The organism is Paenibacillus sp. GD4 (assembly GCF_030846225.1).
Lineage (GTDB): Bacteria > Bacillota > Bacilli > Paenibacillales > NBRC-103111 > Paenibacillus_G > Paenibacillus_G silviterrae.
In genome coordinates, this window is the sequence record NZ_JAVCYK010000001.1 from 2,244,594 (window position 1) to 2,260,000 (window position 15,407).

Below are 15,407 nucleotides of genomic sequence, written 5' to 3' on the forward strand. Positions count from 1 at the left end.
GAAAAAATAATAATTGTTATGATAGCACACCTTTTACCAGACAGACAACCGCCTGCGATGCAATTCCTTCACCGCGGCCCGTGAAGCCGAGCTGCTCCGTCGTCGTGGCTTTTACATTCACTTGGGTCAGCTCCTCCGCTTCCAAGGCGGCAGCGATCCGCTCCACCATCGCGGGAATGTGGGGCGCCATCTTCGGCTTCTGAGCAATAATCGTTGCATCCACATTGCCGAGACGATATCCCGCTTCCTTTGCCAGTCCCCATACATGCTCCAGCAGCTTGTAGCTGTCGGCATCTTTAAACTCCGCTGCCGTATCCGGGAAGTGCTTGCCGATATCGCCAAGCCCAAGCGCACCCAGGATGGCATCGCTAATCGCATGAAGCAGCACGTCCGCATCGGAATGCCCCAGCAAGCCTTTCTCGTAGGGAATCTCTACCCCTCCAATGATGCATTTGCGTCCTTCTACCAGCTGATGCACATCAAAGCCTTGTCCTACACGAATCATGATTTCTTCTCTCCCCTGACGTTCTGAAGGATCCATTCCGCCCAGGGCAGATCCTCCGGTGTCGTGATTTTAATATTGTAGTAATCGGCCTCGACGACCTGAACCGCGGTTCCCAGCCGCTCCACGAGCATCGCGTCGTCCGTCCCCAGAAAGCCTTCGGCCGAAGCACGCTCATAGGCCTCCAAGAGCAAGGAAAGACGAAAAGCTTGCGGGGTTTGAATCGCCCACAAGCTGCGCCGGTCCGGGGTCGCTTGAATCGTTCCCTGTGCATCCACGACCTTGATCGTATCCTTCACAGGCACCGCGAGCACAGCCGCCCCCGCCTCCTGCGCCTTCGCCCAGCAAGCCAGGATGTGCTCCTCTGAAGCGAACGGCCTGACTCCATCATGGACCATCACCCAATCGATCTGGGAGCCTAGCGACTTCAAGCCCAGATGGACGGAGTCCTGCCGTTCCTTTCCCCCGGTTACAATCGATTGAATCTTATGTAACCCGTATTGCTCCTTATAGCCTTCACAGCGCCGGATGTCTTCCGCTCCAGTTACGAGCACAATCTCGTCCACGGCATCCATGCCCTGAAATAATTCGAGCGTATGTACTAGAATCGGCTTGCTGCCGAGCATTAAGTACTGCTTGCTTTCCTCCGACCGCATGCGCGAGCCCTTGCCCGCCGCAACGATCACTATTCCGAGCTTACCCGACATTCCCTCGCCACCTGCCATAACGGTATTGGCTCAGGATCTTACCCAGCAAGCCCCTAAGCGCATCTCTCTTATCATACCGCTTTAGAGCGCTTTTTCCAATAGCTTGGGCTTGGCGAAAATCATTCGTCCCGCCGATGTCTGCAGCACGCTCGTTACTAGGACATCCAGCGTAGTACCGATGAACTCCCGACCGCCTTCTACAACGATCATCGTTCCGTCATCCAGATAGGCGACACCTTGACCATGCTCCTTGCCGTCTTTGATCACCTGCACAAGAATTTCCTCTCCCGGTAAGACCACAGGTTTTACCGCATTGGCCAGATCGTTGATATTCAGTACCGATACTCCCTGCAGCTCGCACACCTTATTTAGGTTGAAATCATTGGTAATGACCTTGCCCTGGAGCACCTTAGCCAGCTTTACGAGCTTGCTGTCGACCTCAGAAATTTCCTCGAAGTCCCCTTCGTAGATGAGAACCTTCACATCGAGCTCTTTTTGGATTTTATTCAAAATATCCAAACCTCTCCGGCCGCGGTTTCTCTTCAAGAGATCCGAGGAGTCGGCGATATGCTGAAGCTCCTCCAGCACGAACTCGGGAATCACCAAGGTGCCTTCGATAAACCCGGTTTTGCAAATATCCGCAATGCGGCCGTCAATAATAACGCTGGTATCTAGGATTTTATGCTCCTCGAAGCCTTTGGCCTCCCCGTTGTTATTGCGCCCTGAGCCCCGCGGCTTGCCAAGCAAAGCGATCAATTCCTCTCGCTTCGTCCTTCCGAACCTGTACCCGGCGTAAGCGAACAATCCGATTCCCACCACGTGCAGCAGCGGATTCGACAGTGCTGTCCCCCGAAGCGGATCCAGCAGCAAGGCCGATACGAGCAGACCTACAGCCATGCCAATGGTGCCTGCCAGCAGATCCGCCACAGGTACTGATGTGATGCGGTCCTCTCCTTCTTGCAGTACACGCATGACATAAGTGACAACAGCGGAGCTTACCGAATAGAACAACAAAGCTCCCAGCGCAAACATCCACAAAGCCCGTCCTCCGATAGGTTCCATTCCCAATACCGGTTCTATGAAGGCAAAAAATGGCTGTCCGATTGTATTACTCCATTGTACTCCAAGTACTCCGCCGATAACTGCAAACAGTAGCTGTAACCATCTTTTCAACATAGAATCACCTCCGTACCTTCTTATACTCATTACTTACTCGTTATCATTATGAACCAAAACTTTCCTGCCTAATCGTGGTTCGGAAAAAAACAAAAAAGCATTCATTCTCCGAACCTGAGTGTCCGGAAAATAAATGCTTTTCATTTTCTAAAAACCATATCCAATTGTCATTTACAGCGTCGTCGTTTTGGACTCCGCCTCGTCTAATGCTTTTCCTTTTCGTTTGCGGAAGAAGAGCCGATCAACGTTTTTTTTTAAACCGTACAGCGCATAAAGCACAAGAGGTACGAAGATCATCTTCGACAGCAGTCCTGGGAACATAATTGCCAGTCCAACCGCTACAATGACTACGATCGGGGTTATCCAAATCGCGGCCTTCGGAATGCCGACCTTCTTGAAGTTCGGATATTTCACGGTGCTGACCATCAAGTAGGAAAGCAGCAGCGTCGATAAGAACAATACATACGTATTGAGCTCATTGTGGAACAGCGCCAGCGTACAAAGAACACCGCCTGCAGCAGGAATCGGCAAGCCGATAAAATATCCCGGTGTACCGGCCACAACGTTAAACCGAGCCAAACGCAGAGCGCCGCAAATCGGAAAAATTGCCGTTACGATCCAAGCCGCTGCCGGATTCATGCTGCTGAACGCTACAACATACATGATAAAAGCCGGCGCAACGCCAAAGGAAATGACGTCGGAGAGTGAATCCAGTTCCTTGCCGAACTCGCTTTGCGCATTGAGCGCACGCGCTACCCGACCGTCCAAACCGTCCAGCAGCATGGCGACAATAACCATTATCGCTGCCAGTTCAGGGTTGTTGTTGAAGACGAGAATGATCGAAATAATTCCTAAAAACAAGTTCCCTACGGTAAACAAGTTCGGGAGGGATTTCGCTATCATGTTTTTTATCCACCTCTGGTTATACTGTACCCCAATCTAATGTATTATATTAGGCTACCCTCTGATTGTATGCAAGTTATATAGGTCTGTCAATGAGAACCTGAACCAGCTTAAATATGTCGATCGATAAGAACCTGATCCTGAATCCGCTTCAGCCCCTCTTTTATCGTCCGAGCCCGTACCTCGCCGATGCCATCCACGTCGTCCAGATCATCGATTGTAGCTGTCATCAGCTGGGGAAGCTCTTGAAAGCGTTCCACCAGGTTCTGGATAATGACGGAGGGAAGACGCGGAATCTTATGAAGCACCCGGTAGCCGCGCGGCGATACGGTTTCCTCTGCGCTATTAGGGGCACTAGGGTACCCAAGAAGTCTGGCGATATGATAATGATCCAGCATTTCATCCGTAGCCAGCCGTCGGAAGGATTGCATGATTTCCTTGAATTTATCTTCATGCTGCTCGCGCACATAGTCCTTGATGAGAAGCAGCGCCTCCTGCTCCGTATTGCCTACAAGCTCCTCCAGCTGCATACTGATCAGTCGACCTTCGGTTCCTAGCTCATTAATGTAGCGCTTGATCTCGGATTTAATGCGAAGCACCATCTCTACTCGCTGAATCACATTCGTAACATCATGCAGGGTAACGAGTTCTTCGAATTCGGACGCGCCCAGGTTGGTCATGGCCTGATCCAAGACGGATTTGTATTTCTCCAGCGTTTGAATGGCTTGGTTCGCCTTCGTGAGAATGACGCCGATGTCCTTCAGGGCGTAGCGGAGGTTACCTTGGTATAGTGTTATAACGTTTCTGCGCTGCGAGATGGATACGACCAGCTTGGAGGTTTGCTTTGCTACCCGCTCGGCCGTCCGGTGGCGAATTCCCGTTTCAATCGAAGGAATGGAGGAATCCGGGATCAGCTGCGTGTTGGCATATAGAATCCGCTTCAAGTCCTCGCTTAGGATGATGGCACCATCCATCTTGGCCAGCTCATATAAGTAATTCGGGGAAAAATCGCAATTAATGGAAAAGCCCCCATCGACGAGCTCCATCACCTCTGGGCTGTAGCCCACGACGATAAGAGCGCCGGTCTTGGCGCGCAGTACATTCTCCAGGCCTTCGCGAAACGCAGTGCCGGGAGCGACCAGCTGCAGGAGCTGGCTCATGACATCCCGCTTCGCTTCTTCTTTGCTCATGTGTTGTTCCCTCCGGAGGCATCTGGTTGATAGACTGTCGACGTGGCTACAGGGCTCCATAGGCTCCTCCGGCTGCTCTTGAAAACAAGTTTCATTTTATATACCCGTAGCGGGTGAAACTTGTTTTCAAAGGCAGCACGTAAACTCTACGGACTCCTATGGACCCTTCCGCCAAGCAGCTGCACAACCAAATGCGGATATTTAATAATAGATGGGTGGCTTCCGTAAGGGAAGCCACGATGGATTACTCGAAAGCGGCCTTGAGCGCTTCGGCCACTGTGTTGACACCGATGATCTGGATGCCGTTTGGCGGGGTCCAGCCCTTCAGGCTTTTCTCGGGGAGAATGACCCGCTTGAAGCCCAGCTTCTCCGCTTCGCGCACGCGCTGATCGACGCGGGAAACTCCGCGAACCTCGCCCGTAAGCCCCACCTCGCCGAAGATCACGTCGTAGGGGCGCGTAGGCTGCTCTCGCAGGCTCGAGGCGATACATACGGCGATAGCTAGGTCTACCGCCGGCTCATCGAGCTTCACCCCGCCTGCGACGTTGAGGTAGGCGTCTTGATTTTGCAGGAACATGCCCATTCGCTTCTCCAGTACGGCGATCATGAGGTTAAGTCTGTTATGATCGACGCCGGTCGCCATCCTTCTCGGAGACGGAAAATTCGTAGATGCCACAAGAGCCTGAAGCTCCACAAGTACCGGTCTGGTTCCTTCCATGCTGGCAACAACCGTCGAGCCGGCTACCCCCAGGGGACGCTCGGACAAAAAAAGCTCGGACGGATTGTTCACTTCAACCAGGCCCGTTTCTCTCATTTCAAAGATTCCGATTTCATTCGTCGAGCCGAAGCGGTTCTTCACCGCCCGCAGGAGCCGATAGGAATGATGACGCTCCCCCTCGAAATACAGCACGCAGTCAACCATATGCTCCAGCAAACGTGGGCCGGCGATTGCGCCTTCCTTAGTAACATGGCCTACCAGGACCGTTGCAATCCCTTTAATTTTGGCAATTCGCATAAAATGCCCCGTACATTCACGTACCTGAGACACGCTGCCCGGAGCCGAGGTAACCGCCGGATGGAACACCGTTTGGATCGAGTCAATAACCATAAAGTCCGGGTTGATCTCGTCGATCACCGCTTCGATATGCTCCAGATTCGTTTCGCTGAGCACGAATAATAAGGGAGACACCGCCTGCAGACGGTCGGCTCTCAGCTTCGTTTGCCTTACCGATTCCTCGCCGGATATATACAGCACCTTTTGCTGCTTTTTCGCCAATTCATAGGAGGTTTGCAGCAGCAGCGTGGATTTCCCGATCCCCGGATCGCCCCCGACCAGAATCAGAGAGCCCGGAACGATCCCTCCGCCCAAGACACGGTTCAGCTCCTTGTTATCCGTAACGACCCGTGCTTCCTCACTACTTTCTATATTTATGATCGAAACTGCTTTTTCTTTCGTTCGACTTGCAAAGGCAGGAACACCTGCCGTTTTGGATACGGTTTCGATCTCCTCTACAAAGCTGTTCCATGCCTGGCAGCCCGGACATTTCCCCAGCCACTTCGGGGACTCGTAGCCGCACTCCTGACAGCAGAACTTCGTTTTACTTTTGGCCATGCTTCCCCCATCTTCCGCCTCATCAATAAGTACACATCAAAGTTTACCATTTTGACTAACTAATGAAAACCCCGCTAGCTCGTCTACACCAAAAAACAGTCTGCCGGACGAGCACTAGGCTTCGTCAGACAGACTGTTCTGGTTGATTAAGGTATTACGAGGTTACCTCTTGGTTACGTTTCACGGTCAACTCACCGTTCTCTTCATCGATCGTGAGCGTATCCCCTTTAGAGATAGTGCCGCGCAGCAGCTCCTCGGACAACCGGTCCTCAATATGTTTCTGAATCGCTCTGCGAAGCGGACGTGCACCGAATGCCGGATCAAAGCCTTCCTTCGCCAGGAACGCAAGCGCCTTGTCTGTGAGCTGGAAGTCAACCTCCTGCTCTCTCAGTCGCTTACGCAGATCGTCGGCCATCAAGGTTACGATCTGTGCAATGTGCTGCTCCTCCAGGGAGTGGAACACGATGATTTCGTCGATCCGGTTCAAGAACTCCGGACGGAAGCTTTTCTTCAGCTCGCCCATCACCTTATCCTTCATGTTGATGTAATCCTTAGCGGAATCGTTCGCAGCTGTAAAGCCAAGCGTCGAATTGCGTTTGATAACATCGGCTCCTACGTTGGACGTCATGATGATCAGCGTATTGCGGAAGTCCACCGTGCGGCCCTTGGAATCGGTCAAACGACCATCCTCAAGCACCTGCAGCAGGATGTTGAATACTTCCGGATGTGCTTTCTCGATCTCGTCGAGGAGAACGACGGAGTAAGGCTTACGGCGAACCTTCTCGGTCAGTTGGCCGCCTTCTTCGTAGCCGACATACCCCGGAGGTGCTCCGACGAGCCGGGAAGTGGAATGCTTCTCCATGTACTCGGACATATCGATTCGAATTACCGCATTCTCATCCCCGAAGAGGGATTCGGCCAAGGCGCGCGCAAGCTCCGTTTTACCGACACCCGTAGGACCTAGGAAAATGAAGGAGCCCATCGGGCGCTTCGGATCCTTCAAACCGGCTCTCGCCCGACGAATGGCGCGGCTCACGGCCTTCACCGCCTCGTCTTGCCCGATCACACGATCGTGAAGAATAGATTCCATCTTCAGCAGACGCTCGGTTTCCTCTTCCTTCATCTTCACGACAGGGATGCCGGTCCAGCTGGCCACTACCTGTGCGATATCGTCCGGAGTTACCTCGGAATCGGTACGGCCCTGCTTCTCTTTCCATTCGTTACGAGTAGTATCGAGCTCCTCGCGAAGCTTCTGCTCGGTGTCGCGCAGAGATGCGGCTTTCTCAAACTCCTGGCTTTGTACGGCGGCATCCTTCTCCTTGCGGATATCCTCCAAACGGCTTTCCAGCTTTTTCAGATCCGGCGGTACCGTGTAAGAGCGAAGTCTTACCTTCGAGCTGGCTTCGTCAATCAGGTCGATAGCCTTATCCGGCAGGAAACGATCCGTAATGTAACGGTCGGACAGCTTCACCGCTTGCTCGATCGCTTCATCCGTGATTTTCACACGGTGATGCGCCTCATAGCGGTCACGCAAACCGTGCAGGATTTGGACCGCTTCGTCGACCGACGGCTGATCTACCGTAATCGGCTGGAAACGGCGCTCCAGAGCGGCGTCCTTCTCGATATATTTGCGATATTCGTCCAGCGTGGTCGCACCGATACATTGCAGCTCCCCACGAGCGAGTGATGGCTTCAGAATGTTGGAAGCGTCAATTGCTCCCTCCGCTCCACCGGCACCAATCAGCGTGTGCAGCTCATCTATGAACAGAATGATATTGCCCGCTTGACGAATTTCGTCCATGATTTTTTTCAAGCGATCCTCGAATTCACCGCGGTACTTCGTCCCGGCTACTACAGAGCCCATATCCAGTGTCATGACTCGCTTATCGCGAAGCGTCTCAGGAATTTCGTTGTTCACGATTTTCTGAGCCAAGCCTTCGGCGATCGCTGTTTTACCAACACCCGGCTCACCGATCAGAACTGGATTGTTCTTCGTGCGGCGGCTAAGCACCTGGATCACACGCTCGATTTCCTTGCTCCGGCCAATAACCGGATCCAGGTTTCCTTCCTTGGCGTACGCCGTCAAGTCACGTGCCAGCCCATCGAGCGTCGGCGTGTTGACATTCGGGTTGGTGCCATGGCTTTGGGAAACCACTTCACTGCTGCCCAGCAGCTGCAGCACCTGCTGACGCGCCTTGTTCAGGCTCACGCCCAGGTTGTTCAGTACACGGGCTGCTACACCCTCACCCTCACGGATGAGTCCCAGCAGGATGTGTTCTGTGCCCACATACGTGTGGCCCAGCTTGCGGGCTTCGTCCATCGAAAGCTCAATGACCTTTTTCGCTCTCGGTGTGTAAGCAATGTTGGAAGGCTGTTCCTGTCCCCGGCCGATTAAGGATTCGACTTCGTCTTGAATCTTCTCAAGACCAAGGCCCAGTGCAATCAAAGCCTTCGCTGCAATACCTTCACCCTCGCGGATCAAGCCAAGCAAAATATGTTCAGTTCCAATATTATTATGACCTAAACGAACTGCTTCCTCCTGCGCTAAGGACAACACTTTCTGAGCGCGTTCCGTAAATCTGCCAAACATCATAGTAACACCTCCAAAATTGGTCTAAAAAAGAAGCGCGATTCTCATAACGGATCTTCGGCTTATATTTTTCAAGTAGGTCTAGGTAGTCTGAGCCAATTTTTCCCGGATGAGCTGAGCTCTCCTTATGTCTCTTTCTTCAGGGGTGAGCTTTTCTCCTGCTGTCTTTTGCAAAAAACCCGGCTGCGTCATCACCAGAAGCTCATTCAGCACATGCGGCGATACATTCTTGATAAATCCAAGATCGATGCCAAGCCGTACATCCGACAGCCGCTGAGCCGCTTCCTTCGAGTCCATAATCGCTGCATAAGACAGAATCCCGTAGGATCGGCTGACCCGGTCCAAAATTTTAGGCTTTGTCTCATACATCAGCTTCTGCCGCGCGGCTCTTTCGTGCTCGATAATTTGCCTTACGACACCGTATAGATTATCGATAATTTCTTCTTCCGACTGGCCGAGCGTGATTTGGTTCGATATTTGAAACAGATTGCCCAGCGCCTCGCTGCCTTCCCCATACAGTCCTCTTACCGCAAGTCCAACTTGGGTAATGGCCGTCAAGATTCGATTGATCTGCTGGGTCAGCACCAGAGCCGGAAGGTGAAGCATTACCGAGGCTCGAATTCCCGTTCCGACATTCGTCGGGCAGCTTGTTAAGAAACCCTTCTTCTCATCGAACGCATAATCCAGCTCAGCTTCGAACAGATCGTCGATCTGATTAGCCAGATCCCATGCCTCCTTAATTTGAAAACCGGGGCACAAGCATTGTATTCGAAGATGGTCCTCTTCATTCACCATAATACTAACGGATTCGTTATCGCTTAAAATAACGGCTCCGTTACGGGACTCATTGGCGAGTGCCGGACTGATCAAATGCTTTTCCACAAGAACCTTGCGTTCGAGCTCATTCAGCTCAGACAGCGGAAGCAGCGTGAAGTTGCTGATCGTCTTCAGGTCTTCATTATCTAAAATCGGAGATACCCGATTGAGTACCTCTAAGGATTGTTGATTGGTCGCCAGCATAGGAAAAGGGTACGTCTGCAAATTACGAGCAATACGGATCCGGCTGCTTATGACGATGTCCGAATCGGGGCCATCCCCCTTCATCCATTCGCTGAGCGCATGTTCTGTAAACCGACCGGCGTTTGACATTGAGCATCCTCCTTGCGTGAACGGATTGCTGGCCATGTTAACCCTCAGCCACTTTCTTCTCCAGCTCTCGGATTTGATCGCGAATTTTGGCTGCTTGCTCGAATTCTTCATTCTCAATCCGCTGACTCAGATCCTTCTTCAGCTGCTCGATCTCTCGCTTATGCTGGATTAACCCGCCAGAGCGTTTAGGGACCTTCCCCGTATGGACGATATTCCCGTGGACTCTCTTAAACAACGGATCCAGCTTTTCGCTGAAATGCTTATAACAGGAGCTGCAGCCAAACCGGCCTATTTTACCGAACTGGGAATAGGTAAGTCCGCAATGCTCGCATCGGGTCGGCTGAACCTTGTTAGCCAAGGCGCTGTGAGCCGACGGTTCAAAATCAAGCAAGCCGGAAAGCAAATTATGAATCGAAAAGCCGTTCGGCGTACCGGGGATCAATTCCCCCTTCTCCCGTGCACAAGCTTCACATATATGGAATTCGGTCTTCTCACCATTCAAAATCTTCGTAAAATGAAGAGTTGCCTGTTTCTTCCCGCATTCCTGACAAATCATAGCGTTTGTCCCCTCCTCGGGTGGCTTTGGCAGAAGTAGTTTACGGTTCTGTTCAATGGTTTAACCAACTCTTATTTGGTCAATAAGGAAATCAGCATCGCCTTTAAAATCTTGGCACGAAGCTCATCGCGAAGCGGCAGCTTAAATGCCAGCACTTCCCTTGAGATCGCCGCTTTCATCAACGCTGCCTCCCTAGAGGATATATATTGACCTTCCTCAAGCTGATAAAGCAGCCCTTCCGAAGCAGACTGATCAATATGGGAACTGATGGTTTGGAAAATATGATCGAGAAGGTTCCCGTGTGAATTCAGTTCAATCCTCTGAATCCGGATGTACCCTCCGCCGCCACGCTTGCTTTCTACAATGTAGCCCTTCTCCAAAGTAAACCTGGTACTAATTACATAATTGATCTGGGAAGGCACGCAGTCAAACTGATCGGCCAATTCATTACGCTGAATTTCCACGACGCCTTCAGGACTTTGCTGTAAAATCTGCTTCAGGTACATCTCGATGATTTCGGAGATGTTGCGCATCAATTCACCCCCGCATTACAGAAGTAGATTGACTTTGACTTTCTTTGACCTTGATTCATATTATAGCAGGTTTGTGTAATTTTGCAACACCTGCCCCGAGTTGTTCCTAGTTTGTATCCTTTTGACTAGTGTTGACCAATCTGAAGTGCTTTAACAACTTACAAGCTCGAATAATTATGGTACCATACAATTATACGGAAGCAAAAATTAGGATATGGGAAGGCTGAAAACCATATATGCTCGAAACCTTAAAAAGGCAAGCAAGAAACCTTAAGCAGCATGTGTTTGTTTTATATTTGTCCTATAAGGACCCTAGAGTCCCTTGGTATGCACGGCTGTTTACCCTTCTTGTCGTAGCCTATGCATTTAGTCCGATCGATCTCATTCCGGATTTCATTCCGATTCTTGGGTATCTGGATGATCTTATCATCGTGCCTTTGGGGATCTACGTTGCTATGAAGTTGATTCCTCAGCCAGTCCTGCAGGATTGCAGAGCCAAGGCAGAGGAAATTCGAAAGCAAGGAAAACCGAAGAATTGGTTCACAGGTGCGTTATTTATCGTAATATGGATTATATGCGCTGTATGGCTTGGCATGATTGGTTACAGGATGTTTGTGGATTGATGGAGACTATGTTGGGTGATAAGGGCTATGCGTGTTTATGTTTCCGGCCCTTTTTCTATAGGATGGGGTTTGGGTGAAATTTTAACGTTACATCATTGATAACTCCACTAGCTTGTTGCTTAAGAAGATTTTTTCATCTAATAAGACTAAAATTCGATTTCGTCAATGTTTCACCAGCATTGTAACGAGATCATTTAACGTTATAACCACTGATGCCGCAGGGTTATTACATGTAAAGTGATTTTATAGTCTTATTATGCAGAAAAGCCTCTGGGTAAGCACCCAAAGGCTTTTCATTTGCTTGGCGACGTTCTACTCTCCCAGGACCCTTCGGTCCAAGTACCATCGACGCTGGAAGGCTTAACGGTCGTGTTCGGTATGGGTACGCGTGGTTCCCTTCCGCCATCATCACCAAACGTGATGCTTCTGCCAAGAAACATCTAGGTTGTTGTTCAAAGCGACTTGCGCCTTGAAAACTGGATTCGAAACTTCAGCAAATGTCATATAGCTGTATTTGGATAAGCCCTCGACCGATTAGTATTCGTCAGCTCCACACGTTGCCGCGCTTCCACCCCGAACCTATCTACCTCGTCGTCTACAAGGGGTCTTACATACTGGGAAATCTCATCTTGAGGGGGGCTTCACGCTTAGATGCTTTCAGCGCTTATCCCTTCCGTACTTGGCTATCCAGCCGTGCCTCTGGCGAGACAACTGGTACACCAGCGGTACGTCCATCCCGGTCCTCTCGTACTAAGGACAGCTCCTCTCAAATTTCCTACGCCCGCGACAGATAGGGACCGAACTGTCTCACGACGTTCTGAACCCAGCTCGCGTACCGCTTTAATGGGCGAACAGCCCAACCCTTGGGACCTACTTCAGCCCCAGGATGCGATGAGCCGACATCGAGGTGCCAAACCTCCCCGTCGATGTGGACTCTTGGGGGAGATAAGCCTGTTATCCCCAGGGTAGCTTTTATCCGTTGAGCGATGGCCCTTCCATTCGGTACCACCGGATCACTAAGCCCGACTTTCGTCCCTGCTCGACCTGTTTGTCTCGCAGTCAAGCTCCCTTATGCCTTTGCACTCTTCGAATGATTTCCAACCATTCTGAGGGAACCTTGGGGCGCCTCCGTTACTCTTTAGGAGGCGACCGCCCCAGTCAAACTGCCTACCTGACACTGTCCCCACACCAGCTAATGGTGCCAGGTTAGAACTCCGATACGATCAGGGTGGTATCCCAACGGCGCCTCCACCGAAGCTGGCGCTCCGGCTTCCTAGGCTCCCACCTATCCTGTACAGATCGTACCAAAGTCCAATATCAAGCTGCAGTAAAGCTCCATGGGGTCTTTCCGTCTTGTCGCGGGTAACCTGCATCTTCACAGGTATTAAAATTTCACCGGATCTCTCGTCGAGACAGCGCCCAAGTCGTTACGCCATTCGTGCGGGTCAGAATTTACCTGACAAGGAATTTCGCTACCTTAGGACCGTTATAGTTACGGCCGCCGTTTACTGGGGCTTCGGTTCACAGCTTCGGGTTTAACCCCTAACCGCTCCCCTTAACCTTCCAGCACCGGGCAGGCGTCAGCCCGTATACTTCGCCTTGCGGCTTCGCACAGACCTGTGTTTTTGCTAAACAGTCGCTTGGGCCTTTTCACTGCGGCCCCCTCGGGCTATTCACCCTACCGAGGCACCCCTTCTCCCGAAGTTACGGGGTCATTTTGCCGAGTTCCTTAACGAGAGTTCTTCCGAGCGCCTTAGCATGCTCTGCTCGCCTACCTGTGTCGGTTTGCGGTACGGGCACCTTCTCCCTGGCTAGAGGCTTTTCTTGGCAGCTTGAACTCATGACCTTCGCTACTTAAATTTCGCTCCCCATCACAGCCCAGCCTTTCGGTTAGCGGATTTGCCTACTAACCAGCCTCGCTGCTTGGACGGACATCCATCAGTCCGCGTCACTATCCTTCTGCGTCACCCCATTGCTCATAACGGTTCACGGTGGTACAGGAATTTCAACCTGTTGTCCTTCGACTACGCCTTTCGGCCTCGCCTTAGGTCCCGACTTACCCTGAGCGGACGAACCTTCCTCAGGAACCCTTAGGCTTACGGCGGACAAGATTCTCACTTGTCTTTTCGTTACTCATACCGGCATTCTCACTTGTAACCGCTCCAGCTGTCCTCACGATCAACCTTCACCGCTGTTACAACGCTCCCCTACTGCCCATAATTGGACTCATAGCTTCGGTGGTGTGTTTAGCCCCGTTACATTTTCGGCGCAGAGTCACTCGACCAGTGAGCTATTACGCACTCTTTCAATGGTGGCTGCTTCTAAGCCAACATCCTGGTTGTCTTTGCAACTCCACATCCTTTCCCACTTAACACACACTTGGGGACCTTAGCTGATGATCTGGGCTGTTTCCCTCTTGACAATGGATCTTAGCACTCACTGTCTGACTCCCGGGTTAAAGTCTGCGGCATTCAGAGTTTGACTGGACTTGGTAACCCTTGGCGGGCCCCGCACCCAATCAGTGCTTTACCTCCGCGACTCATCACCCGAGGCTAGCCCTAAAGCTATTTCGGGGAGAACCAGCTATCTCCGAGTTCGATTGGAATTTCTCCGCTACCCCCACCTCATCCCCGAATTTTTCAACATTCGTGGGTTCGGGCCTCCAGTGCGTGTTACCGCACCTTCACCCTGGACAGGGGTAGATCACACGGTTTCGGGTCTACGTCTACGTACTTATTCGCCCTATTCAGACTCGCTTTCGCTGCGGCTCCGGCTTCTCACCTTAACCTTGCGCGTAAACGTAACTCGCCGGTTCATTCTACAAAAGGCACGCCATCACTCATTAACGAGCTCTGACTTCTTGTAAGCACACGGTTTCAGGTTCTTTTTCACTCCGCTCCCGCGGTTCTTTTCACCTTTCCCTCACGGTACTGCTTCACTATCGGTCACCAGGGAGTATTTAGCCTTGGCAGATGGTCCTGCCGGATTCCGACGGGGTTTCACGTGTCCCGCCGTACTCAGGATCCGTCTAGAGTCTCGGTTGCTTTCGGTTACGGGGCTGTTACCCACTTTGGCCGGCCTTTCCAGACCTGTTCGCCTACCAACCTGCACTCACATTGACGTCCTACAACCCCAAGGGGCAAGCCCCTTGGTTTGGGCTGTTCCGCTTTCGCTCGCCGCTACTGACGGAATCACTTTTGTTTTCTTTTCCTGAGGGTACTTAGATGTTTCAGTTCCCCTCGTCTGCCTCCTACACAGCTATGTATTCACTGTGTGGTACGTGAGTATTACCTCACGCGGGTTCCCCCATTCGGACATCCCCGGATCAAAGCCTGCTTACGGCTCCCCGAGGCATTTCGTCGTTCGCCACGTCCTTCTTCGGCTCCTGGTGCCTAGGCATCCTCCGTGTGCTCTTATTAGCTTAACCAATCGTTCGAATGATCTTGGTTCTCCGTTCCGTTGTGCTACGCACAAAGTCACTCCAAACTCAAGACATTCTCACTAGCAGCTAAAAGATTGTTCATCTCGCATTCGCTCGATAAACCATCGTATAGATGTTTCGACATTTTGCTTTGTTTCGATATCCAGTTTTCAAGGAACAAGAGTTCTGAAAGGCATTGCACCTTTCAAAACTGAACAACGAGGAGAGTGAGTTCGCTGCAACTGTTACATCGTGGAACGATGTCAGTTGTCAGCTATTATGTCCGATGGCCTGCAGCCATCATGGACTCCATAGAAAGGAGGTGATCCAGCCGCACCTTCCGATACGGCTACCTTGTTACGACTTCACCCCAATCATCTACCCCACCTTCGGCGGCTGGCTCCTTGCGGTTACCCCACCGACTTCGGGTGTTGTAAACTCTCGT

11 protein-coding genes and 3 rRNA genes (1 of these 14 only partly in view) are annotated in these 15,407 nt (G+C 51.5%); 1 reads left to right on the forward strand and 13 read right to left on the reverse strand.

Translation table 11 applies throughout. The annotated features are described in order from the left end of the window. Positions 1–16: 16 nt before the first annotated feature. The 10 genes from ispF to RAC89_RS10595 all read right to left on the reverse strand — a co-directional run bounded on the left by ispF (position 17) and on the right by RAC89_RS10595 (position 10,918). Positions 17–505, reverse strand: a complete 489-nt coding sequence (gene ispF / locus RAC89_RS10550) for a 2-C-methyl-D-erythritol 2,4-cyclodiphosphate synthase (RefSeq protein ID WP_306613404.1) — start codon at positions 503–505, stop codon at positions 17–19. After that, positions 502–1,209 (reverse strand): 2-C-methyl-D-erythritol 4-phosphate cytidylyltransferase, encoded by a 708-nt coding sequence (gene ispD, locus RAC89_RS10555; RefSeq protein WP_306613406.1) that lies wholly within the window; start codon positions 1,207–1,209, stop codon positions 502–504. Before ispD ends, ispF begins: the two co-directional genes overlap by 4 nt. A gap of 81 nt (positions 1,210–1,290) precedes the next feature. Further along, positions 1,291–2,385 carry a PIN/TRAM domain-containing protein gene (locus RAC89_RS10560; RefSeq protein WP_284642753.1) on the reverse strand — a complete coding sequence of 365 codons (1,095 nt, stop codon included), beginning with the start codon at positions 2,383–2,385 and terminating at the stop codon, positions 1,291–1,293. 171 nt (positions 2,386–2,556) lie between these two features. Continuing rightward, positions 2,557–3,288 (reverse strand): CDP-diacylglycerol--serine O-phosphatidyltransferase, encoded by a 732-nt coding sequence (gene pssA / locus RAC89_RS10565; RefSeq protein ID WP_284642754.1) that lies wholly within the window; start codon positions 3,286–3,288, stop codon positions 2,557–2,559. A 110-nt stretch (positions 3,289–3,398) separates the two neighbouring features. Further along, complete coding sequence (disA, locus tag RAC89_RS10570; RefSeq protein WP_284642755.1) at positions 3,399–4,478, reverse strand: DNA integrity scanning diadenylate cyclase DisA; 1,080 nt, start codon at positions 4,476–4,478, stop codon at positions 3,399–3,401. A gap of 244 nt (positions 4,479–4,722) precedes the next feature. Next, on the reverse strand, positions 4,723–6,090 hold the full coding sequence (radA, locus tag RAC89_RS10575) for a DNA repair protein RadA (RefSeq protein WP_284642756.1): 1,368 nt from the start codon (positions 6,088–6,090) through the stop codon (positions 4,723–4,725). A gap of 154 nt (positions 6,091–6,244) precedes the next feature. Then, positions 6,245–8,683 carry an ATP-dependent protease ATP-binding subunit ClpC gene (gene clpC / locus RAC89_RS10580; RefSeq protein WP_284642757.1) on the reverse strand — a complete coding sequence of 813 codons (2,439 nt, stop codon included), beginning with the start codon at positions 8,681–8,683 and terminating at the stop codon, positions 6,245–6,247. 78 nt (positions 8,684–8,761) lie between these two features. Then, positions 8,762–9,829: a protein-arginine kinase McsB gene (gene mcsB, locus RAC89_RS10585; protein WP_306613408.1), complete on the reverse strand. Its 1,068-nt coding sequence runs from the start codon at positions 9,827–9,829 to the stop codon at positions 8,762–8,764. Between the two features lie 37 nt (positions 9,830–9,866). Next, on the reverse strand, positions 9,867–10,385 hold the full coding sequence (mcsA, locus tag RAC89_RS10590) for a protein-arginine kinase activator protein McsA (protein WP_284642759.1): 519 nt from the start codon (positions 10,383–10,385) through the stop codon (positions 9,867–9,869). A 71-nt stretch (positions 10,386–10,456) separates the two neighbouring features. After that, positions 10,457–10,918 carry a CtsR family transcriptional regulator gene (locus tag RAC89_RS10595; RefSeq protein WP_284642760.1) on the reverse strand — a complete coding sequence of 154 codons (462 nt, stop codon included), beginning with the start codon at positions 10,916–10,918 and terminating at the stop codon, positions 10,457–10,459. 236 nt (positions 10,919–11,154) lie between these two features. On the opposite strand from RAC89_RS10595, the gene RAC89_RS10600 reads away from it, so the two are divergent. Continuing rightward, a complete protein-coding gene (locus RAC89_RS10600; RefSeq protein WP_306613409.1) occupies positions 11,155–11,541 on the forward strand; it encodes a YkvA family protein in 387 nt (128 codons plus the stop codon). 299 nt (positions 11,542–11,840) lie between these two features. On the opposite strand, the gene rrf is transcribed toward RAC89_RS10600, so the two are convergent. The 3 genes from rrf to RAC89_RS10615 all read right to left on the reverse strand — a co-directional run. Continuing rightward, positions 11,841–11,957: ribosomal RNA gene (gene rrf / locus RAC89_RS10605) — 5S ribosomal RNA — on the reverse strand. A gap of 98 nt (positions 11,958–12,055) precedes the next feature. Continuing rightward, positions 12,056–14,968 (reverse strand): 23S ribosomal RNA (locus tag RAC89_RS10610). A gap of 309 nt (positions 14,969–15,277) precedes the next feature. Then, a 16S ribosomal RNA gene (locus tag RAC89_RS10615) occupies positions 15,278–15,407 on the reverse strand (it continues 1,405 nt past the right edge of the window). Together the 16S, 23S and 5S rRNA genes form the textbook arrangement of a ribosomal RNA operon.